Consider the following 21,174-nt stretch of genomic DNA (forward strand, 5'->3'; position numbering starts at 1 on the left):
ACCAACAGCCAAGGGAAATTATTAAAAAGGAGCTAAATAAAAATCACCAAAATTAGAAACTCGATCACCACAGCATTAATTAATAAATCTGGAGACAAAATGCTTTCACCGAAAAAAACTACGCTTGCATTTGCCCTTGGCGCGGCCACCGCGCTCCTGTTCAGCGGCTGCGGCGGCAGCACGCACGAGAACGCTCCGTCCGCGACGGCGAACCCGCCCTCCTCCAGCGCGCCCCCTGCTGCGTCCGATCCGTCGAAAAACGGCGCCATTTCGCTGCACGGCATCGTCTACGGCGCGGCCGACACCAGCGTGCCGCCCGAGGCCGGCATTCCGATCACGATGATGGGGCAAATGCGAGCGCTGTTCGACCTGATCCGCAAATCGCCGGATTTCACCCAGGTCGTGATGGATCTCGGCGACGGCAGTCCGGTCCACGTGCTCGATACGAACACCGGCGACAAATTCCTGCCCGGCAAGCTCGCACTCGGTCTGTCGTGGATCCTGATCGATATGAAAACGAAAGGTGATCCGGCTTACGCGGATTATCTGGCCACCTATCAGAAGATCACGACCGCGATGATGCAGTCGAGCGGCGCCAACTACACGTACGCGAATACGTCCTGGGGCGAGTACTACTATCTGGTCGCGCTGAACAACTTCCAGGCGCACGGGATGCTGAACGAGGTGTTCAGCGACGCGATGCTGAGCACGCTGCAAACCCGCCTGACCTTCTGCGATATGTTCGGCGCCGACGCGAGCGGCAAAACCAACACCTGCCCGAGCGCCGGCACGCCGATCGACGTCGCGTCGCTCAATACCGCGCAGAACTACTACGCGGTGTCGTACGGGATTGCCGGCCTGCGTCAGAAGCTCGGCTGGAGCAACCCGACGTTCTCGTCGACCACCGACGCAAGCGTCGCGACGATGAACGCGCGCGACGCACTGCTCTATACGCTCACCAAACACATCCGCAACGATTCGAGCGGCGGCTTCTCCGACGAAGCGTCGAACACGCACACGACCTATTACGATCAGGCGCGCTACGACCGCTATAGCACGCTGCTGATCGGCGAAGTGACTGAACGCACGCTCGAAATGGGCAATCAGGCGAACCTGACACCGGAGCTGAAATCGTATCTGCGTAAATCGGTCGATCTGATTCTGCCGCAGCTGAACACCAACGGTCAGGGCTTCAACTACGGCCGCTCGATCGGCCCGTACGGCGACTCGGCCTTCATGGAAGTGCTGACCGCGGCCGCCAATGCCGGCGTGCTGACCGATCAGGAAATGAAAGTCGCCTATACGTACATCTACAAATCGGCGCTGCGCTTCAGCAACTTCTGGTACGACCCGACACTGCCGACGCCGTCGGTGAACATGTGGGTCAAGGGCCGGGGCACCGACACGTATCGCGGCAAACCGCGGGTGATGGGCGAGAACTTCAGCCTGCTGCACCAGTACATGTATGTGAACGCGTGGTGGGACAAGCTCGGTTTCAACGGCAAGGCGCCGCTGTCCGATGCCGAGATGCAGGCCTATCTCGACACCAAACCGCATTACACGCTGACCTGGTACAACCAGCCGACCGACACCGCGCATCCGTATAGCGCGGCGCTGATCACGGTGCGCGACGGCCGGCGCGTGATCAACCTGAACCTGAGCCAGGCGCCGGACTACAACTCGTTCACGCCGTATTACCCGGCGCCGGCTTCGGACAATCTCGCCTATGGCACGACCGACCTCGCGTACGCGCTGCTGATTCCGCAGGTCACCTATAGCGGCAAGACCTATATTCCGGTCACGTATTACAAGAACCTGAACGTGCAGGAAAGCAATGGTCAGGTCGTCGTCACGTTCGACACGACCAAGTTCCGTCAAGCGACGAAGAATGCCGCCTACACGACCGATCTGGATCTGCAGGTGCATACGGTGATGACGTTCAGCCACGGCACGATGACGCGCACCGATACGCTGAGCTCGGCCACGTTGACCGGCAATCTGGCGGTCGAAACGGACTACACGTCGTTCGCGGACTTCCAGAACAGCAAGGCCAATAGCGACGGCGTCTCGGTGAACTACACGAACAGCCCGGCGACCAGTTACGCGACGACCGGCTTCGACACTTGCGCGCTGTCGCAATTCGATACCGTGAACGGCGTCACGAACCCGCTGTCCACAACGCCGATCGGCCAGTTGCACGGCAATTTCGCGTGTACGACGAATCCGTTCGCGCTGTCGGGTGGCGCGAACCGCACGTTCTCGTGGACGCTGAAGTACGCTGATCCGGCCTGACGACTGGCGTTGTCACCGGTAGTGATTTGCCGGCCTTCCCGTTATCGGGAAGGCCGGTTTTTATTTGCGGGCCAAGGCGGGTAGCCGTGATACCGGTAGGAAAAGTTGCCTTGTTAAGGCGGGGCGAGATCGGAACAATGCGGGCTCGATGCATTGAATGACGCAATGAATCCGACCACCAACCGACTCACTGAACTTCACCGGAACTGACAGCCATGCGCATTGCCTTTCTGCACACGATCGACGGTAACAGGCAGGTATTCGAACACGCCGCGACCGAATTGGGTGTAGCGTCCGACGATCTGCGCCATACGGTGCGGGTCGATCTGCGTGAAGCGATCGAACGCGCGGGGACGTTCACGCCCGAACTGAAACAACAGACCCGCGCCTGTCTGCTCGAACTCGCGGCCGACGCCGATGCGGTCGTCGTCACTTGCGCGACTCTGGGGCCGGTGGTGGCGGAAATAACGCATTCGCCGGTGCCGGTGATTCGAGCGGATGCCGCGTTGGCGGCGTCGGCAGCCGGGTCCGCGGGGAACGGCGGAAAAATCGTCGTGTTATGCGCGGCCGAAGCCGCGCTCGAATCGAACCGGAAACTGTTCGCCGCGCATGCGAGCGAAGCTCGCGCGTCGGTGGAGATCGTGCACGTGCCGCAGGTGTGGGCGACGTTCAGAAGCGGCGAGACGGATGCGTGCTACGCGGCGATTGCCGCGGCCACCAGCGACGCTTACGCAAAAGGTGCGACTGTCGTCGCGTTTGCCCATCCGTGGATGGCGCCGGCCGCCGCGCTCGCGAGCGCGCCGAGCGAAGGCAAGCGGCCGCTCGATAGTGCGCGCGCCGCGTTGCGTGTCGCGATGCAGCGGGTCAACCGTGAGCCGGTCCATATCCGCTAATAGAAGCTGCCAGGCATCAGCCCTTGGTCGCGCCAAACGTCAGGCCGGCGACGAAATGCTTCTGCATCGCGAAAAACATCGCGACCGACGGCAACGCGGCCAGAATCGACCCGGCGGAAACCAGATTCCACGCGGTGGTCCACTGCCCTTTCAACGCGGCGACGCCCACGGTAATCGGCGCGGCATCGTCGCCCTGGGTCAGACACAACGCCCAGAAATAGTCGTTCCACACGAACGTGAACACCAGAATCGTCAGCGCGGCGAGCGCGGGACGAATCAGCGGCAGCACGATTCTGAAGAACACGGTCCACTCGTTCGCGCCTTCGATGCGCGCCGCCTCGACCAGTTCGAACGGCAACTGCTTGATGAAGTTGCGCAGGAACAGCGCGCAAAAGCCGGTCTGAAACGACACATGAAACAGGATCAGCGCGCTCACCGTATTGAACAGCCCCAGTTGCAACGACAGATCGCGCACCGGAATCATCAGCACCTGGATCGGCACGAAATTGCCGGCGACGAACGTCGCGAACAGCGTCGAGTTGCCGCGAAACTTGTAGATCGCCAATGCGAAACCGGCCATCGCCGCGAGTGCGATCGAGCCCACCACCGCCGGCACCGTGATCAGCACGCTGTTCCAGAAGTAATGCAGCATCGGCGACGTGGTCAACGCTTCGCGATAGTTGTCGAACATCGCGAAGTGCTTCGGCCAGCCCCAGTAATTGCCTTCGCTCAACTCTTCGGTGGAACGCACCGACGTGACCAGCACCGCGATCATCGGCAGCAGCCAGATCAGCAGCGCGATCGGCAACGTCAGTTTGTACATGCGGCGCGTGGCCGGCTTCCATTTATCGATAGGAATGGGAAACATCAGCGGCTCCTTATTGCTCGGTCCGCAGCATCCGCCGCAGGTGGTAGACGATGTACACCAGCATGATCGCGAACAGCACCACCGCGATCGCGGCCGAATAACCGATCCGGTAGTACTTGATCGCCTGGTCGTACATGAAATAAGCGAGCACCGTCGAGCTCTCGAATGGACCGCCGCCCGTCATCACCGAAATCAGGTCGAAGCTGCGCAACGCGCCGATGATCGTGACGACGATCGCCATAAACGTGGTGGGCCGCAATTGCGGCAGGATCACGTGCCACAGCATCGACCAGCCGCGCGCGCCTTCCATCCGCGCCGCTTCGATCTGCTCCGCGTTCAGCGCGGTCAGGCCAGTCAGATAAAGGATCATGCAGTACGCGGTTTGCGGCCACAGCGCCGCGAAGACGATGCCGAACGTCGCGTAGCGCGGATCGCCGAGCACCGGCACGCCGTGGCCGAGAATCATCGCGAGCAGGCCGAAGGTCGGGTCGTAGAACCACGAGAAGATCAGCCCGACCACCACGCCCGACAACACGAACGGCGCGAAGAACAGCGACTTGACGATGCGAATGCCGCCCACCGCCTGGTTCAGATACAGCGCGACCGCGAGCCCCATCGGCGGCGCGAGCAGAAACAGCACCAGCCAGATCAGGTTGTTCCTGAGCGCCGTATAGAAGGTCGGCGTATGGAACAGTTCGACGTAGTTGGCAAGACCGATGAAGCTCGGCTCGGTCATGCCGTCCCAGTTGAAAAAGCTCAGACGGATCGTCGAGAGGATCGGCCACACCACGTAGACGGCCACCATGAAGCAGGCCGGCGCGAGAAACAGGAACGCGGCGCGCCGCTGCCGCCGCGCGGTCGGCGTCGGACCGCGCCGGCGCGGCGCGCTCGATGCGCCGGGCAGCGCGCCGCCGGGCGCGGGCAGGCTCGGCCCGCCGGGTTCCACAGGACCGCCGACAGTTTGCCGGCTAACGGAATGCGACACGATCAATCTCCCGATCCGATCAAGCCAATACAATCAGTTGCAACGCGACCACCCGCGACCGCGACCGCGACCGGCGCCCTCCGGCAACCGCCGACGGCCGCCCGCCGACGTCCGCGCGGCCGCCGCGCACTTCTCGTAGTTACTTCTTGTAGATCCGCTGGCGCGTCTGTTCGAGCTGCGCGAGGATGTCGTCGATCTTCGACGGGTCGGACATGAACTGCTGCATCCCCTTCATCCCTTCGTCGGCCATCTCCTTGGTCATGTCGCGATCGTAGAACTGCGCGATGCCGCCCTTCGTATTCGACAGGATCTGGAAACCGATCTTCGAAATCGGCTCGTCGGGCTCCGGCGATTTGCTGTTCGCCGACAGCGAGCCCAGGCCCTTGGCCAGTTGCGCGCCGATCTCCGGCGTTTCGACGAACGCGAGGAAGGTATGCGCGTCGGCCTTGTTCTTCGCTTTCGACGGAATATGCAGCGATTCGACCGGACCGTCTTCGGCGGTCGGCACCTTCGGATCGATGATCGGGAACTGGAAGTAGCCCATCTGCGGCCGCACGTTCTCCGGGAAGCCGGCCGTGATGAACGTGCCCATCAGCATCATCGCGGCCTTGCCCTGGAACAGGAACGGCTGCACCGCGTCGAGATCGTAGGACAGCGAATTATTGATGAAGTAGCCGTCGTCGATCAGCTGCTTCCACGTCGTGTAGACCTTCTTCACGCGCGGATCGGTGTACGGAATTTCGCCGGCCATCAGCTTCTGATGGAACGCATTGCCGTTCAGCCGCAGATTCAGATAGTCGAACCAGCCGGCCAGGGTCCACGCGTCGCGCCCCGCCACCGCGATCGGCGTGATGCCGGCGGCTTTCAGCTTCTTCGCGGCGTCGAGAAATTCATCCCAGGTTTTCGGTTCGCTCCTGATGCCGGCCTTCTCGAACAGATCCTTGCGATAGAACATTCCCCACGAGTAATACACGGTCGGCGCCGCATACTGCTTGCCCTTATACGACGACGCCTCCTTGGTGGACGCATACATCTGGTTCCAGCCGTTCTTCTGCCAGTCGCCGCTCAGATCCTCGAACAGCCCGCGCTGCGCGTAGTACGCCATCCGTTCGCCGTCGTGCCAGTTGACGATGTCGGGCGCGACCGTCGACAGCCAGCCCGGCAATTGCACCTTGTACGCTTCTTCGTCGATGAACGACACCTTCACGTCGATTCCGGGATGCGCCTTCTTGAACTCGTCGACCACCTGCTGCCAGACCGCCCGCTGGCTCGCGCCCTTGTACGCGATGTTCAGCGCGAGCGTGCCCGCCTGCGCGGTGCTGACGACGCAGGTGCCCGCCGCCACCGCGGCCATCGCGAGCGCCAACAGAATCTTGCGTGGTTTCAGTTTCATTCTGACTGTCTCCTATATTTCGCGGTTATGTACGTCGTTGTCGTTACTGCGTGGAAATCGACGCGGCCGGACCTGCGTCACGAACGGTAGATGGAAACGCCTTGCGGCGCGACCTTGCGCGAGCCGACCACAAAAGCGTCGTCGGCAACGTTATCGAGCGTGTACGGATCGGCGCCGTAGTTGAACACGTAAGTGAGCGCGCCGCGCCGGCCGATCCGCACGCTGTCGCCGAGCGCGTGGGTGGCGAGGCCCGCTTCCCGCGCGATTCGCTCGAACAACCGCACCGTCAATGCATCGTCGAACAGGCTGGCGAAATAGTGGAACGCGCCGCCGCGCACATACGCGGGATGACCGTCCGCGAAACGCGCGCGCACGTCGAGTGCGCCGGCCGAATCGCTGTCGATGAAATCGCGCCAGTGACGCGCGAGGCCGCCAGTGGAACCCGCTTGCGCGAGCGCGACCGCTTCGGTCACGTTCGGCCGCATCGACTCGACCCGCCACACACGCACCGGCAGCACCGAGGTCAACGCACCGGGCGGCAGGTTGGCCGGAATCCGCAGGTCGCCCGTCTTCGACCCGGTGCGCGGCCCGAACACGACCTGCGCGCCCGACGCCGCGAGCCGCGCGCCGAAATCGTCCGGCACGACCGGCAGCGGCGGCACGACGATCAGGCTGTAGCCGTCGAACGATGCATCGACCGGCACCACGTCGACGTCGAGGCCCAGCGCGCGCAATGCCGAGTAGTACTCAAACGCGAAACGCGGATAGTGAAAGTCCGCGCCCTGCGGATGGATCTCGAACAGCCACTTCGCTTCGTAGTCGTACACCAGCGCGACTTTCGAGCGGATCGACGCGTTCGCGTCGGCATTCGAAGCAAGCACCGTGCGAATTTCGTCGACCACTTGCGCCGCTTCGTTACCGCCGACGTCCAGGCGGTTATCGGGCGTATTCAGCCCCGCGTGCATCTGCTCTTGCGCGAACGGCGCCTGGCGCCAACGGAAATACGACACGCAGCCCGCGCCGTGCGCGAACGCTTCCCAGCTCCACAGCCGCACCATCCCCGGCAGCGGCGCCGGATTCCACATCGCCCAGTTGACCGGGCCGGGCTGCTGCTCCATCACCCAGAACGGCAACTTCGACATGCCGCGATACACGTCGTGATTGAACGACGCGAAATCCGGATGACCGCTGCGCAGCCAGCGCGCCTTGATCTCGGGCGCGAACCATTGCTCTTCGAGCGCGCCGAGCGGATAGCTGTCCCACGTCGCGATGTCGAGGTCGGCCGCGACCTTGTAGTGATCGAACTCCGTGAACAGTTGCATGAAGTTGTGGGCGACCGGCCGGCCCGGCGAATGCGCGCGGATGATCTCGACCTGCATGCGGTTGTAGCGCGCGACTTCGTCGGACGCGAAACGGCGATAGTCGAGCCGGTGCGACGGATGCGCCTCGGTGACGGTCGCAACCGGCGCGTCGATCTCGTCGAAGCTGCGGTACTCCATGCTCCAGAACACCGTGCCCCACGCTTCGTTCAATGCCTGGATCGTTTGATAACGCGCCTTCAGCCACTCGCGAAAACGCGTGAGCGCGGCCTGCGAATAGCTGACCACCGTGTGATGACAGCCGAATTCGTTATCGGTCTGCCAGAAAGCGACCGCCGGATGCTGGCCGTAGCGTTCGGCCACCGCAGTGCAGATGCGCTGCGACGCTTCGAAATACGCGGGTGACGAAAAATCGTAGTGACGCCGCGAACCGAACGCGCGCGGCCGGCCATCGGCGCCGACCGGCAGAATCTCCGGATGACGATCGATCAGCCACTTCGGTGGCGTCGCGGTCGGCGTACACATGACCACTTTCAGACCGGCCGCGCCGAGCACGTCGACCGCGCGATCGAGCCAGGCCCAGTCGTATTCGCCGGGCGTCGGCTCCATCCGGCTCCACGCAAATTCTGCAATCCGAACCTGTTCGATGCCGAGCGCCTTCATGCGGCGCGCGTCGTCTTCCCACATCGATTCCGGCCAGTGTTCCGGGTAATAACAGACTCCAACACGCATCCTATGTCCCCAAGGTTCTTCAAGCGTAGTGTTCGACGGCTTCGAGCGACGCCGCCGCGAAACCGTCTTCGGTAAACAGATGGCAGGCCCCGCTCGGCACCCGCAGGCTCGCGCGCTCGCCCGGCGCGAGGCGCGTGTCGCCCGGCGCCTTTGCGATCAGCGCGCCGCCGCCGGGCTGATCGAGGTGCACGTAGCTGTGTTCGCCGAGCTGCTCGACGAGCGACACGCTGCGCGTGAGCACGCCGTCGCGCGCCGCGCCCGGCGCTGCGAGGCTCGCTGCATCGACGAATTCCAGATGTTCGGGACGCACGCCGAGCGTGACCGGCTGCGCGCGTTGCAGGCGCGCGCCGCTGACCGGCACGCGCACGGTTTCGGCCGTGTGATCGAGCGTCACCAGCACCCCTTGCGCGTCGATCTGCGCGATCTCGCCGGGCAGGAAATTCATTCGCGGCGAACCGATGAAGCCAGCCACGAAGCGGCTTTTCGGGCGGTGATACAACTCGAGCGGCGCGCCGATCTGCGCGATGCTGCCGTAGCGTTCGGTGTCCTTACCGGCGTGCAGCAGCACGATCTTGTCGGCGAGCGTCATTGCTTCGATCTGATCGTGCGTCACGTAGACCACGCTCGCCTTCGCGAACTGCTTATGCAAACGCGCGATCTCGACCCGCGTCTGCCCGCGCAGCGTCGCGTCGAGATTCGACAACGGCTCGTCGAACAGGAACACACCGGGCTCACGCACGATCGCGCGGCCGATCGCGACGCGCTGCCGCTGGCCGCCCGACAACGCTTTGGGCCGGCGCTCCAGCAGCGCTTCGAGTTGCAGAATGCGCGCGGCTTCACGCACCTTGCGGTCGATTTCGTCTTTCGGGGTTTTCGCGAGCTTCAGACCGAACGCCATGTTCTCGAACACGGTCATGTGCGGAAACAGCGCATAGCTCTGGAACACCATCGCGACGCCGCGCTGCGCGGCGGGCACGTCGTTGACGATGCGCCCGCCGATCGACAGGTCGCCGTCGCTCACGTCTTCGAGGCCGGCGATCATCCGCAGCAGCGTGGACTTCCCGCAACCCGACGGCCCCAGGAACACGCAGAACTCGTTCTCGCCGATGTCGAGATCGACGTTGCGGATCACCGCCGCGCCGTCGCCATACGCCTTCTGCACGCCTCGTAACGAAATGCTCGCCATTTGCATCGACTCCGTGATTTAATCGGCCCGAAGTCGGAGATTAAGCGCTTAATCAGCGAGACCAAAAAAATCGATCGCAAGCGATCGTTGGTCTGTCTCCGATATCGTTTGTATGTTTGGTTGCGACAGATGTTGCCGCGCCTTGCGCCGCGATGCAAATGCCGGACAACCATCCCAAATATTGATCATCATGCCCACACTGAACGAAGTCGCGCGTCATGCCGGCGTCACGCCGGCGACGGTTTCCAACGTGCTGCGCAACCGCGGCCGGGTCGGCGCGGCGACCCGCCAGCGGGTTCTCGACGCCGTCGAAGCCCTCGGCTACCGGCCGCATCTGGCCGCCCGCGCGCTCGCCGAAGGCCGCGCGCCGACCCTCGCGCTGATGGTGTCGAGCATCGCCAACCCGTTCTATCCGGAATTCGCGCTCGCGGTCGAACGCGCGGCGCGCAAGAGCGGCCACTTCGTGATCATCTGCAATACGAACGAAGATCCGACGACCGGCCGCGCGTATCTCGACCAGATCGCCGGCACGCTGTCGGAAGGCGTGCTGGTGACCAACGCGAACCTCGATCTGGTGGACCTGCACGCAACCGAAGCGCGCGGCACGCCGGTCGTGCTGTGCATGTGGGAGCGGCCCAACGAGCCGCCTGGTTTGCCGTGCGTCGCGGTCGATTTCCGGCTGGCCGGCGAGCTGGCCGGCAAGCACCTGCTCGAACTCGGTCATCGGCGGATGGGCGCGATCGTCGGCAGCAAGGCGTCGGGGATACACGCGGCGCGCTACGAGGGTTTCGTCGATGCGCTGCGCGCGGCCGGCGTCACGAAGAACCGCGTACGGCACGCGGTCGATACGATCCACGGCGGCTACGTCGCGGCGCGCGCGCTGCTCGAAGCCGACCCGCAACTGACCGCGATCTTCGCGACCAACGACCTGCCCGCGCTCGGCGCGATGCACGCGGCCGCGGACCTCGGGCTGCGGGTGCCCGACGATCTGTCGGTGGTTGGCGTGACCGACATCGAACTCGCGCGCGAGTCGCGTCCCGCGCTGACCACCGTGGCGGTGCCGACCGTCGAGGTCGCCGGTCTGGCGGTCGAGCTGTTGCGCGAGCTGATCGAGTCGTCGTATGGGCAGGCCAAACGCGGCGCCGACGATGTGCCGATGCGGGTTTCGTCGGAGCCGGCGCTGATCGTCCGCGCGTCGACCGCGGCGCCGCGTGCGCGGTGACGTTCGCGGTGACGGTGACGTTGCGGATCGTGCCATAGCCCGCGCTACCGCTCGAACTCCGTGCCGCGCACCGCCTCGATCAGATAGTCGACGAACGACGCAATCCGCGCGGAAATCGCGGTATTGCGGTAGTAGACCGCGTTGATCGGCTGCCGGACCTCCTGGGTCTGGCGCGGAAACAGCTGCACCAGCGTGCCGTCGTGGCGATCGCGCGCCGTCATGAAGTCGGACAGACAGACGATGCCCGTGCCCGCCAGCGCGAGCTGCCTGAGCGTCTCGCCGCTCGACGAGAAGATCGCCGGTGCGATGCGATACGGTTCCCTGTCGGGACCGAGTATCGGCCAGACGTTGAGCCCTTCTGGCTGATTGAAACCGAGCAGCGCATGCTTTGCGAGGTCTTCCACGCGCCGCGGATGCCCATGCGCTTCCAGATAAGCCGGGCTCGCCAGAATCCGCACGCGGCTGCGCCCCACCGGCTTGCCGTGCAACGTCGAATCCTTCAGCGCGCCGATGCGGATCGCCACGTCGGTGCGCCGCTCCAGCAGATCGATGATCCCTTCGTTGCTGTTCAGTTCCAGCTCGACCTGAGGATAACGCTCGCGGTAACCCTGCACGAGCGGCACGATCACATGCAGCATGAACGGCGTTGCCGCGTCCACGCGCAGCCGTCCCGAAGGCCGCTCGCGCCGCGCGGCCATCTGTTCCTCCGCCCCCTCGACCGACGCGATGATCGCGCGCGCGTCCGCGAGAAACGCGCGGCCCTCCTCGGTCAATTCGAGGCGGCGCGTCGTACGGCGCAGCAGCGTGGTCTTCAGCTTCTCTTCCAGCCTTCCCAACGTTCGGCTCGTCGCCGAAATCGTCAGCCCCAGTTGCTCCGCCGCGGCCGTGATCGAGCCGGAATCGACGACGCTGACGAAAGCCTGCAGCTCATCCAGAGTGATTTTCATTGTTGACTTGAAATCAAAACAGATTCGTTTATAGACGAGTTTTTCCGCAAAAGTAAAGAGTCCACACTGGCGCCCATCTTCTTCGATGCCATACAGGACACCATGCCACTCGCGTTACTCGCGCTGACCATCAGCGCTTTTGCCATCGGCACGACCGAATTCGTGATCGTCGGACTGATCCCGACGATCTCTTCCGACCTTGCGATCAGCCTGCCGTCCGCCGGCCTGCTCGTGAGCCTCTATGCACTCAGCGTCGCGGTCGGCGCGCCGTTGCTCACCGCGCTGACCGGGCGCGTGCCGCGCAAGCTGCTGCTTGCGGGACTGATGGCGCTCTTCACGATCGGCAACCTCGTTGCATGGCGCGCGCCCAGTTACGAAGCGCTGATCGTCGCGCGCGTGCTGACCGGGCTCGCTCACGGCGTGTTCTTCTCGGTCGGCTCGATCATCGCGACGACACTCGTGCCCAAAGAGAAAGCGGCCAGCGCGATTGCGACGATGTTCAGCGGGATGACCGTGGCATTCGTCGCGGGCATTCCGCTCGGCACCTTCATCGGTCAGCACTTCGGCTGGCGCGCGACGTTTCTGATCGTCGCCTTGTTCGGCCTGATCGCGTTTCTCGGCGCGCTCGCGTTCGTGCCGCGCAATCTCGCGCATACGCGTCCGGCCGGTTTGCTCAAGCAGTTCGGCGTGCTCGCGCAGCCGCGTCTCGTGCTGGTCTATGCGATGACCGCGGTGGGTTACGGCGGCTCGCTGATCGCGTTCACGTTCATGGCGCCGCTGCTCGAACAGATCACCGGCTTCACGCCTGCGCAGGTCAGCATCGTGCTGGTCGCCTATGGCGTGTCGGTCGCGGCCGGCAACATGTGGGGCGGCAAACTCGCCGATCGTGTGGGTCCGGTGAAAGCGCTCAAGCGGATCTTCCTGCTGCTCGCCGCGGTGCTGCTCGCGCTCACGTTCACCGTGCACAACCCGTGGCTCGCGGTGCTGACGATGCTGGCGTGGGGCGCGGTCGCGTTCGGCAATGTGCCGGCTCTGCAGGTGTACGTGGTCCAGCAGGCGCGCCGCTTTGCGCCGGAATCGGCCGACGTCGCCGCCGGTTTTAACATCGCCGCGTTCAATCTCGGCGTCGCGGGCGGCTCGTCGTTCGGCGGTCTGATCGTCGCGCACATCGGCCTCGGTCATACGCCGTGGATCGCGGCGGCGGTCACGCTCGGCGCTTTCGCGCTCACCGCTTTGAGCGGCCGGCTCGACCGCCGCGAAGGACAGCCGGAGCGCACGGCGGAGCCGATGGCGGTCAGCCACTGACAGAGCTTGCCCGGCATCCGGTCCAGCGCCCCAGATGCGCGCTGCCGCCGGCAGATATTTGATTTTTATTCAAAACTGTTTCCTTTTTCTCGCTGTTTTTCGCATAGATCGACGCGCGCACAATGCGTGCATCGATCTGCACTCTTATTGTCCGGAGAACCTCATGAGCACCATCCCCGCATTCGGCCTGGGCACCTTCCGTCTGCAAGGCCAGGTCGTCATCGATTCGGTACGCAACGCCCTCGAACTCGGCTACCGCGCGATCGACACCGCGCAGATCTACGGCAACGAGGCCGAAGTCGGCGAAGCGATCGCCGCGTCGGGCGTCGCGCGCGAGGAGCTGTTCGTCACCACCAAGATCTGGGTCGACAACTATGCGCGCGCCAAACTGATTCCGAGTCTCAAGGACAGTCTCACGAAGCTGCGCACCGACGCGGTCGATCTGACGCTGATCCACTGGCCCGCGCCGGGCAACGGCGTGCCGCTCGAAGAGTTCATGAGCGCCCTCGCCGAAGCGAAGACGCAAGGTCTGACCAAGCAGATCGGCGTGTCGAACTTCAACATCGAACTGACGAAGCAGGCGATCGCGGTGGTCGGCAAGGAGAACATCGCGACCAACCAGATCGAGCTGAGCCCGTATCTGCAAAGCCGCAAACTGGTGGACTTCCTGCAACGCGAAGGCATTCACGTCACCTCGTACATGACGCTCGCTTACGGCAAGGTGCTCGGCGACCCGGTGATTCGCGCGATCGCCGAACGCCGCCACGCGACGCCGGCCCAGGTGGCGCTCGCGTGGGCGCTGCGCCTGCGCTACTCGGTGATTCCTTCGTCGACCAAACGCGAGAATCTCGCGAGCAACCTGCTCGCGCAAACGCTGGAACTGAGCGACGACGACATGGCGCAAATCGCGGCACTGGAACGCAACGGTCGCGAAGTGAGTCCGGAAGGTCTCGCCGCGCAGTGGGACTGACGCGACCGAGGCGCAACCGACGCGCAACGAAACGAAGCCCCTAGCCCATCTCCAACCTTCGCGGCGCAGCCGCCGCGAAGCTGAACAGGACACCCGCACCATGCAGCATGATCCGCTTTTTCAACCCTTCAAGCTCGGCACGCTGACGCTGCCGAACCGCATCGTGATGCCGCCGATGACGCGCTCGCGCGCGAGCCAACCCGGCGACGAAGCGAACGACCTGATGGCCGAGTACTACGCGCAGCGCGCCGACGCCGGACTCATTGTTAGCGAAGGCACCTACATCGCGCCGCTCGGCAAAGGCTACGCGTGGACGCCCGGCATCTGCACGGCGGCCCAGGTCGAAGGATGGCGCAAGGTGACGAACGCGGTTCATGCGAAGGGCGGTCGCATCTTCGCGCAGTTGTGGCACGTTGGCCGTCTGAGTCATACCAGCCTGCTCGGCGGCGAGCAGCCGGTGTCGTCGTCGGCGCTGCAGGCCAAGGGCGTGAACGTGTTCATCGCCAGCGGCGAAGCCGGCGTGCCGGGCTTCGTTCAGGCCTCCGAACCACGCGCGCTGAGCATCGCCGAGATTCGCGACATCGTCGCGCAATACCGCGCGGCGGCGCGCAATGCGATCGACGCCGGTTTCGACGGCGTCGAACTGCACGCGGCCAACGGCTATCTGGTCAATCAGTTCATCGACTCCAACGCGAACAACCGCACCGACGCATACGGCGGCTCGCTCGATAACCGCCTGCGCTTTCTCGACGAAGTGGCGCGCGCGCTGATCGAAGGCACCGGCGACGCGCAGCGCGTCGGCATTCGCCTGGCACCCCTGACGACCCTGAACGGCTGCGCAGACGCCGATCCGGAAACGACCTATCTCGCGGCGGCAAAACGGCTCGGCGAGATCGGCGTCGCCTACATCCATATCGCCGAAGCCGACTGGGACGACGCGCCTCACATGCCGCTCGAATTCAAGCACAAGCTGCGCGGCGCGTATTCCGGCGCGCTGATCTATGCGGGCCGCTACACCGGCGAGCGGGCCCGCGCCGCGATCGACGCGGGCTGGGCCGATCTGATCGCGTTCGGCCGGCCGTTCGTCGCGAACCCGGACCTCGTGCAGCGCCTGCGCACCGCCGCGCCGCTCGCGGAACATCGACGCGAAACGCTGTTCGGCGGCGGCGCGCAAGGTCTGACCGACTACCCGTTGCTCGACGGCAGCGCGGCCGCCTGAGCGACGCGCACCGGCGTATCCGTGGCCCACGGACCGCGGACCGGTTGCGCGTTTATCGCACCCCTATTCGAAGGAACACTCATGCGTATCACCATCGCGTCGCGAATCGGTTTCGGCACCGCACCGCTCGGCAACATGTATCGGAACATCCCTGAGGACGAGGCCATCGCGACGGTTCACGCCGCGTGGAATAGCGGGATTCGCTATTTCGACGGCGCGCCGCTGTACGGCGCGGGGCTCGCCGAATTGCGACTCGGCGAGGCACTGGCTGGACGTCCGCGCAGTGAATACGTGCTCGGCACCAAGGTCGGCCGCCTGATTCTCGACGAGGTCGAAGCCACCACCGCGCGCGATCTCGGCGAAAAAGGCGGGCTGTTCGAGCACGGACTGCCGAACCGCATCGTCTACGACTACAGCGAAGACGGCACGCTGCGCTCGATCGACGACAGCCTCAAGCGTCTGCGCACCGACTATCTCGACTATGTGTGGATTCACGACCCGGCTGTCGATTTTCACGGCGACGCCTGGCGCGACGTGTTCGACACGGCGATAAACGGCGCCGCGCGCGCGCTCACGCGGCTGCGTGAAGAAGGCGTGATCAAGGGTTGGGGACTCGGCGTGAACCGCGTCGAGCCGTGCGAACTCGCGCTCGAACGGGCCGACCCGGACGGCTTTCTGCTCGCCGGCCGCTATACGCTGCTCGACCATGCGAACGCGCTCGAAAAACTGATGCCGGCCGCGCAGCAGCGCGGGCTCGGCGTGATCGTTGGCGGTCCTTACAACTCCGGCGTGCTCGCCGGTGGGACGCACTACGAGTATCAGAACGCGCCGCAAGCGATTCTCGATCGCGTGCAGCGGATCAACGCGATCTGCGCGCCGTTCGGCGTGGATATTCGCGCGGTCGCACTGACCTTTTCGCTCGCGCATCCGGCGGTGGCCGGCGTCATTCCGGGCGCGAGCCGTCCGGAGCGGATCGCGGAAAACCTCGCGCTGATGAACAGCGCGATTCCGGTTGCACTGTGGGATCAGTTGAAGGCTGCGGCGCTTATTAGCGCGGATGCGCCGACTCCGCAAAGCTGATTGACGCGCGCGGCGACCTACGTGGGGCAAGCGGGCCGGTTGCCGCGGCAGCAGCAACCCTAGAAGGCCTCCGCAAAATTGATCGCGCAGCCGGTACGAAACCGGCTGCGCGATCCGCTCGTTAAGTCCTTTAAATAAACGCTGAACGCATCCCTCCCGCGCGTCGATCCAGCGCGCAAAAAAGCCCCCTCAGATTTCAATCCGCTTTCAATCGAGCCAGGACTTTCCCGAAGCCCCGCGCCCTCATCTTGCACCGCACCAGAGCGCGCAAGCCTTGTCGCGTCTGGCGCCGCACTTCCTGACTAGCTGTCACGCCGCAATTCGCGCTTCGATCTTCCGCCTTGACGATCGTTAATCCGCCTGCTGTACTAAATCAACCAAAGTGATTTAAGCAGTGCAAGCGCGCCGCCAGCCTCACCTGCAAACCGGCGGTCGACGCAAACCAGCAGATCGGCGGCAAACCGTTTCCAGCTTTCCCGGCTTTTCAGTCCAGCTTCAGTACCAAGCAGTCCAGAACATCAATCGATCATCGTCATCGGAGGAGCGTCCCATGAATCTGAATTCCCGCAGGCATCGTGTCGCCGGCAAAGTCGTGTCGGTGTGCGTCGCGGCGTCCGCGCTGTGGTGCGCGAGCGCGACCCGGGCGGCCGATCAGCCCGTCGTCGGCCTGATCACCAAGACCGACACCAATCCGTTCTTCGTGAAAATGCGCCAGGGCGCGGAAGCCGAGGCGTCGAAAGACGGCGCGAAGCTGATGACGGCCGCCGGCAAATTCGACGGCGACAACGCGAGCCAGGTCACCGCGATCGAAAACATGATGACGGCCGGCGCGAAAGCGATCCTGATCACGCCGAGCGACACCAAGGCGATCGTGCCGAGCATCAAGAAAGCGCGCTCGGCCGGCGTGATGGTGGTCGCGCTCGACACGCCGACCGACCCGCAGGACGCGACCGACGCGCTGTTCGCGACCGACAACTTCAAGGCCGGCGTGCTGATCGGCAAATACGCGAAGGCCGCTTTGAACGGCAAGCCGGCGAAGATCGCGACGCTCGATCTCGCGCCCGGCGTATCGGTCGGCGTGCTGCGCCATAACGGCTTTCTCGAAGGCTTCGGCGTGAAGGAAGGCGATGCGTCGATCGTCTGCAGCCAGGACACTCGCGGGGATCAGGCGAAGGGCCAGACGGCGATGGAAAACTGCCTGCAGAAAGCGCCCGACATCAACGTCGTCTACACGATCAACGAACCGGCGGCCGCCGGCGCGTATCGCGCGCTGAAGGCGGCCGGCAAGGACAAGAGCGTGATGATAGTCTCGATCGACGGCGGCTGCGAAGGCGTGCGCAACGTGAAGGCCGGCGCGATCGCGGCGACCTCGCAACAGTACCCGCTGAAGATGGCCGCGCTCGGCGTGAATGCCGGCGTCGACTATGCGAAGAACGGCAAGAAGGTCTCCGGCTACAAGGACACCGGCGTCACGCTGATCACGGATAAACCGATGTCCGGCCTGGACAGCAAGGACACGAAGTTCGGCCTCGACAACTGCTGGGGCAACAAGTAACGCGCATCGCACGGCGGCCCGCCGCACCGGGCCGCCATCGGAATTGCCGCGTGACCGCCACCCTGAAGGTCACGCTCATGTATTGAGGACTGCCATCATGTCGACTCCCTCCGCGCCCGCCGGTCGCCCGCGCCCCTCCTTCACCGAACACCTGCCGTCGCTGTCCGAAGCCGGACCGCTGATCGCGCTGGCCGCCGCCTGTGGGTTCTTCATCTCGCAGAGCGACCGCTTCCTGTCGTTCCAGAATCTGTCGCTGATCCTGCAACAGACGATGGTCGTCGCGGTCATCGCGATCGGCCAGACGCTGATCGTGCTGACCGGCGGCATCGATCTGTCCTGCGGGATGGTGATGGCGTTCGGCTCGATCATCATGACCAAGTTCGCGGTCGTGATGGGCGTGCCGCCGCTTCTCGCGATTCTGTGCGGGATCGGCGCCAGCACGTTGTTCGGTCTGCTCAACGGTCTGCTGATCACGCGCATCAAGCTGCCCGCCTTTATCGTCACACTCGGCACGCTGAACATCGCGTTCGCGCTGACGCAGATCTACTCGAACGCGGAAAGCGTGTCGAACCTGCCCGATGCGATCATGTTTCTCGGCAGCACGTTCCGGATCGGGCCGGCGGAGGTCACCTACGGCACCGTGCTGACGCTGCTGATGTATCTGGGCACGTGGTTCGTACTGCGCGACACCGTGCCCGGCCGGCACCTGTATGCGCTCGGCAACAACCCGGAAGCCGCGCGATTGATGGGCCTGTCGTCGACGAAAATCCTGCTGACCGTCTACACGCTGGCCGGCGCGATCTACGGCATTGCCGCGCTGCTGTCGGTGTCGCGCACCGGCGTCGGCGATCCGCAGGCGGGGCAAACCGAAAACCTCGACAGCATCACCGCGGTCGTGCTCGGCGGCACCAGCCTGTTCGGCGGGCGCGGCTCGATTGTGGGCACGCTGCTGGGCGCGCTGATCGTCGGCGTGTTCCGCAACGGCCTGACGCTGATCGGCGTTTCTTCGGTCTACCAGGTTTTGATCACCGGCATGCTCGTGATTCTCGCGGTCGCCGCCGACAAACTTTCGCACCGCGGCCGTTGAGCCTGAACAGGAGCCCTGTGATGTCGACTCTCACCCCAACCTCTTCTGCCGTGATGCCGGTCCTGCAGGCTCGCGGCCTCGTCAAACGCTACGGCAACGTGACCGCGCTCGACGGCTGCGACTTCGAAGTGCTGCCCGGCGAAATCCTCGCGGTGATCGGCGACAACGGCGCCGGCAAATCGTCGCTGATCAAGGCGCTGTCCGGCGCGACCGTGCCCGACGAAGGCGAGATTCTGCTCGACGGCAAGCCAGTCAAATTCCGCAGCCCGCTCGACGCCCGCGCGCACGGCATCGAAACCGTCTACCAGGAACTCGCGGTCGCGCCTGCAATGAGCATCGCCGAAAACCTGTTCCTCGCCCGCGAATTATTGAAACCGGGCTGGCGCGGCTCGCTGTTCAAGATGATCGACAAGCGCCGGATGCTCGAAGAAGCCACCTCGGCAATGAAGGATTTGCAGATCGGCATCCGCTCGATGCGCCAGGCGGTCGAAACGCTGTCGGGCGGCCAGCGCCAAGGCGTCGCGGTCGCCCGCAGCGCGGCGTTCGCGCGGCACGTGGTGATTCTCGACGAGCCGACCGCCGCGCTCGGCGTGAAAGAAGGCAATATGGTGCTGGAGCTGATCCGGCGCGTGCGCGATCGCGGGCTGCCGGTAATCCTGATCAGCCACAACATGCCGCACGTGTTCGAGGTCGCGGACCGCATTCACATCCAGCGGCTCGGCCGGCGCGCGGCGCTCGTCAACGCGAAGGACGTGCATATGTCGGACGCGGTCGCGATCATGACCGGTGCGAAGCAAGCCGACGTGAAGGCGATCGCCTGAGCCGCCGCCGCACCCACCGAGCCGCCGAACAGACCTCCCGACGATGGATACGACCAGCACCGCAAGCCGCAACCGCCGCCCCGCCAGACGCCCGGTCGGCTCGAACCAGGTCGGCATGCGCCAGTTCAACGAGCGCATCGTGCTGCAAACGATCCGCCTGCACGGACCGCTGCCGAAGGCCGACGTGAGCCGCCTCACGCGTCTGTCGATGCAGACGGTGTCGATGATCGTCGACCGTCTGATCGACGACGACCTGCTCGAAAAGCAGGCGCGGGTGCGCGGCCGGATCGGCCAGCCGTCGGTGCCGATCGCGTTGCGCGGCGACGGCGCGTACACGATCGGCATCAAGGTCGGCCGGCGCAGTCTCGACGTGCTGGCGCTGGATTTCGCCGGCCGCGTGGTATGCCGCGACGTGTTCGAGTACGCGTATCCCGATCCGCGCGCGCTGTTTCCCGCGCTCGAAAGCCGGCTCGCGCGCGTGCACCAGACGCTCGGCGCGAAGTCCGGCAAGGTGGTCGGCGTCGGCGTCGCGGCGCCGCTGTGGCTCGGCGGCTGGCGCGATTTTCTCGGCGCGCCGCCCGATGCGCTCGACGCGTGGCACGAGATCGATCTGCGCGCGCGCATCGCGACGATGACCGGGCTGCCGGTCGAATTCGCGAAGGACACCACCGCCGCGTGCGCGGCCGAACTCGTGATGGGCCAGGGCCGCGGGATTCACAACTTTCTGTATCTGTTCGTCGGCACGTTTATCGGCGGCGGCCTCGTGATCGATGGCCGTTTGCATGGCGGCCCGCACGACAATGCCGGCGCGGTCGGCTCGATTCCGCTGCGCGAAGGCGGCGCGCGCAAGCCGGCGCGACAACTACTGCATGCGGCGTCGGGCTTCGTGCTCGAAAAGCTGTTCAGCGATGCCGGCGCGCCGCCGGCCGCCGCGCACGATCATCGCGCGCTGTCGGCCGAGTTGTGGCGGCATACCGAACAGTGGCTCGACAGCGCGTGTCCGGCGATCGCGAGCGCGCTGACCAATGCGGCCGCGTTGCTCGATCTGGAGGCGGTCGTGATCGACGGCGAACTCGACCGGCAATTGCTGCGCGAAATCATTCGCCGTACTGAACGCGTGCTCGATCATTTCGAATGGGAAGGGATGGTGCGGCCGCAACTGCTCGAAGGCGCGATCGGCGCCGACGCAAGAGCGCTGGGCGGCGCGATCCTGCCGCTATACGCGCATTTCGCGCCGGTACACGAGCTGTTTCTGAAGCCGGCGACGGAGGCCGGTTTTGAATAACGATGCGCTGACCCC

18 protein-coding genes are annotated in these 21,174 nt (G+C 64.6%); 11 read left to right on the top strand and 7 right to left on the bottom strand.

All coding sequences use genetic code 11. The features are described from left to right. Positions 1–99: 99 nt before the first annotated feature. A complete protein-coding gene (locus tag LJ656_RS25905; RefSeq protein WP_230512376.1) occupies positions 100–2,292 on the top strand; it encodes a hypothetical protein in 2,193 nt (730 codons plus the stop codon). Positions 2,293–2,507: 215 nt separating this feature from the next. Next, positions 2,508–3,185 carry an arylsulfatase gene (locus LJ656_RS25910; RefSeq protein ID WP_230512377.1) on the top strand — a complete coding sequence of 226 codons (678 nt, stop codon included), beginning with the start codon at positions 2,508–2,510 and terminating at the stop codon, positions 3,183–3,185. Positions 3,186–3,201: 16 nt separating this feature from the next. On the opposite strand, the gene LJ656_RS25915 is transcribed toward LJ656_RS25910, so the two are convergent. The 5 genes from LJ656_RS25915 to LJ656_RS25935 all read right to left on the bottom strand — a co-directional run bounded on the left by LJ656_RS25915 (position 3,202) and on the right by LJ656_RS25935 (position 9,668). Next, on the bottom strand, positions 3,202–4,053 hold the full coding sequence (locus tag LJ656_RS25915; protein ID WP_230512378.1) for a carbohydrate ABC transporter permease: 852 nt from the start codon (positions 4,051–4,053) through the stop codon (positions 3,202–3,204). A gap of 10 nt (positions 4,054–4,063) precedes the next feature. Then, complete coding sequence (locus tag LJ656_RS25920; RefSeq protein ID WP_425606011.1) at positions 4,064–5,038, bottom strand: carbohydrate ABC transporter permease; 975 nt, start codon at positions 5,036–5,038, stop codon at positions 4,064–4,066. A 139-nt stretch (positions 5,039–5,177) separates the two neighbouring features. Next, positions 5,178–6,392 (bottom strand): ABC transporter substrate-binding protein, encoded by a 1,215-nt coding sequence (locus LJ656_RS25925; RefSeq protein WP_486651237.1) that lies wholly within the window; start codon positions 6,390–6,392, stop codon positions 5,178–5,180. A 116-nt stretch (positions 6,393–6,508) separates the two neighbouring features. Then, positions 6,509–8,482, bottom strand: a complete 1,974-nt coding sequence (locus LJ656_RS25930) for a beta-galactosidase (protein ID WP_230512381.1) — start codon at positions 8,480–8,482, stop codon at positions 6,509–6,511. Between the two features lie 19 nt (positions 8,483–8,501). Beyond that, the gene (locus tag LJ656_RS25935) at positions 8,502–9,668 is read right to left on the bottom strand and encodes an ABC transporter ATP-binding protein (protein ID WP_230512382.1); all 1,167 of its coding nucleotides are present in this window, start codon (positions 9,666–9,668) and stop codon (positions 8,502–8,504) included. A gap of 190 nt (positions 9,669–9,858) precedes the next feature. Here LJ656_RS25935 and LJ656_RS25940 point away from each other — a divergent pair, with 190 nt between their 5' ends. Continuing rightward, complete coding sequence (locus LJ656_RS25940) at positions 9,859–10,890, top strand: LacI family DNA-binding transcriptional regulator (protein ID WP_230512383.1); 1,032 nt, start codon at positions 9,859–9,861, stop codon at positions 10,888–10,890. 44 nt (positions 10,891–10,934) lie between these two features. Here LJ656_RS25940 and LJ656_RS25945 read toward each other — a convergent pair whose 3' ends face one another. After that, on the bottom strand, positions 10,935–11,837 hold the full coding sequence (locus LJ656_RS25945; protein WP_230512384.1) for a LysR family transcriptional regulator: 903 nt from the start codon (positions 11,835–11,837) through the stop codon (positions 10,935–10,937). Between the two features lie 102 nt (positions 11,838–11,939). Here LJ656_RS25945 and LJ656_RS25950 point away from each other — a divergent pair, with 102 nt between their 5' ends. Continuing rightward, positions 11,940–13,142 (top strand): MFS transporter, encoded by a 1,203-nt coding sequence (locus LJ656_RS25950; RefSeq protein WP_230512385.1) that lies wholly within the window; start codon positions 11,940–11,942, stop codon positions 13,140–13,142. On the opposite strand, the gene LJ656_RS25955 is transcribed toward LJ656_RS25950, so the two are convergent. Beyond that, positions 13,132–13,284: a hypothetical protein gene (locus LJ656_RS25955; RefSeq protein ID WP_230512386.1), complete on the bottom strand. Its 153-nt coding sequence runs from the start codon at positions 13,282–13,284 to the stop codon at positions 13,132–13,134. The genes LJ656_RS25950 and LJ656_RS25955 overlap by 11 nt on opposite strands. Positions 13,285–13,305: 21 nt before the next feature. Here LJ656_RS25955 and dkgB point away from each other — a divergent pair, with 21 nt between their 5' ends. From dkgB to LJ656_RS25990, 7 genes are all read left to right on the top strand, one after another. Next, complete coding sequence (gene dkgB / locus LJ656_RS25960) at positions 13,306–14,112, top strand: 2,5-didehydrogluconate reductase DkgB (protein WP_230512387.1); 807 nt, start codon at positions 13,306–13,308, stop codon at positions 14,110–14,112. 100 nt (positions 14,113–14,212) lie between these two features. Further along, positions 14,213–15,331: an alkene reductase gene (locus LJ656_RS25965; RefSeq protein WP_230512388.1), complete on the top strand. Its 1,119-nt coding sequence runs from the start codon at positions 14,213–14,215 to the stop codon at positions 15,329–15,331. An 81-nt stretch (positions 15,332–15,412) separates the two neighbouring features. Then, complete coding sequence (locus LJ656_RS25970) at positions 15,413–16,411, top strand: aldo/keto reductase (protein WP_230512389.1); 999 nt, start codon at positions 15,413–15,415, stop codon at positions 16,409–16,411. Positions 16,412–16,961: 550 nt separating this feature from the next. Next, positions 16,962–17,966 (top strand): sugar ABC transporter substrate-binding protein, encoded by a 1,005-nt coding sequence (locus LJ656_RS25975; RefSeq protein ID WP_230512390.1) that lies wholly within the window; start codon positions 16,962–16,964, stop codon positions 17,964–17,966. A gap of 97 nt (positions 17,967–18,063) precedes the next feature. Further along, complete coding sequence (locus LJ656_RS25980) at positions 18,064–19,053, top strand: ABC transporter permease (protein WP_230512391.1); 990 nt, start codon at positions 18,064–18,066, stop codon at positions 19,051–19,053. A gap of 20 nt (positions 19,054–19,073) precedes the next feature. Further along, positions 19,074–19,874: an ATP-binding cassette domain-containing protein gene (locus LJ656_RS25985; RefSeq protein ID WP_230512392.1), complete on the top strand. Its 801-nt coding sequence runs from the start codon at positions 19,074–19,076 to the stop codon at positions 19,872–19,874. Positions 19,875–19,917: 43 nt separating this feature from the next. Beyond that, positions 19,918–21,159, top strand: a complete 1,242-nt coding sequence (locus tag LJ656_RS25990; protein ID WP_230512393.1) for an ROK family transcriptional regulator — start codon at positions 19,918–19,920, stop codon at positions 21,157–21,159. Positions 21,160–21,174 lie beyond the last annotated feature (15 nt).

Origin of the sequence: Paraburkholderia sejongensis (genome assembly GCF_020880815.1) — a bacterium.
In the GTDB taxonomy this organism is placed as follows: Bacteria; Pseudomonadota; Gammaproteobacteria; order Burkholderiales; family Burkholderiaceae; genus Paraburkholderia; species Paraburkholderia sejongensis.

Bases quoted from the DNA above. Each gene is read 5' to 3' on its own strand.
- LJ656_RS25980 (WP_230512391.1), top strand. From the start codon at position 18,064: ATGTCGACTCCCTCCGCGCCCGCCGGTCGCCCGCGCCCCTCCTTCACC.
- LJ656_RS25950 (WP_230512385.1), top strand. From the start codon at position 11,940: ATGCCACTCGCGTTACTCGCGCTGACCATCAGCGCTTTTGCCATCGGC.
- LJ656_RS25935 (WP_230512382.1), bottom strand. From the start codon at position 9,668: ATGGCGAGCATTTCGTTACGAGGCGTGCAGAAGGCGTATGGCGACGGC.
- LJ656_RS25945 (WP_230512384.1), bottom strand. From the start codon at position 11,837: ATGAAAATCACTCTGGATGAGCTGCAGGCTTTCGTCAGCGTCGTCGAT.
- LJ656_RS25925 (WP_486651237.1), bottom strand. From the start codon at position 6,392: ATGGCCGCGGTGGCGGCGGGCACCTGCGTCGTCAGCACCGCGCAGGCG.
- LJ656_RS25910 (WP_230512377.1), top strand. From the start codon at position 2,508: ATGCGCATTGCCTTTCTGCACACGATCGACGGTAACAGGCAGGTATTC.
- LJ656_RS25975 (WP_230512390.1), top strand. From the start codon at position 16,962: ATGAATCTGAATTCCCGCAGGCATCGTGTCGCCGGCAAAGTCGTGTCG.
- LJ656_RS25915 (WP_230512378.1), bottom strand. From the start codon at position 4,053: ATGTTTCCCATTCCTATCGATAAATGGAAGCCGGCCACGCGCCGCATG.
- LJ656_RS25985 (WP_230512392.1), top strand. From the start codon at position 19,074: ATGTCGACTCTCACCCCAACCTCTTCTGCCGTGATGCCGGTCCTGCAG.
- dkgB (WP_230512387.1), top strand. From the start codon at position 13,306: ATGAGCACCATCCCCGCATTCGGCCTGGGCACCTTCCGTCTGCAAGGC.
- LJ656_RS25990 (WP_230512393.1), top strand. From the start codon at position 19,918: ATGGATACGACCAGCACCGCAAGCCGCAACCGCCGCCCCGCCAGACGC.
- LJ656_RS25965 (WP_230512388.1), top strand. From the start codon at position 14,213: ATGCAGCATGATCCGCTTTTTCAACCCTTCAAGCTCGGCACGCTGACG.
- LJ656_RS25930 (WP_230512381.1), bottom strand. From the start codon at position 8,482: ATGCGTGTTGGAGTCTGTTATTACCCGGAACACTGGCCGGAATCGATG.
- LJ656_RS25970 (WP_230512389.1), top strand. From the start codon at position 15,413: ATGCGTATCACCATCGCGTCGCGAATCGGTTTCGGCACCGCACCGCTC.
- LJ656_RS25940 (WP_230512383.1), top strand. From the start codon at position 9,859: ATGCCCACACTGAACGAAGTCGCGCGTCATGCCGGCGTCACGCCGGCG.
- LJ656_RS25905 (WP_230512376.1), top strand. From the start codon at position 100: ATGCTTTCACCGAAAAAAACTACGCTTGCATTTGCCCTTGGCGCGGCC.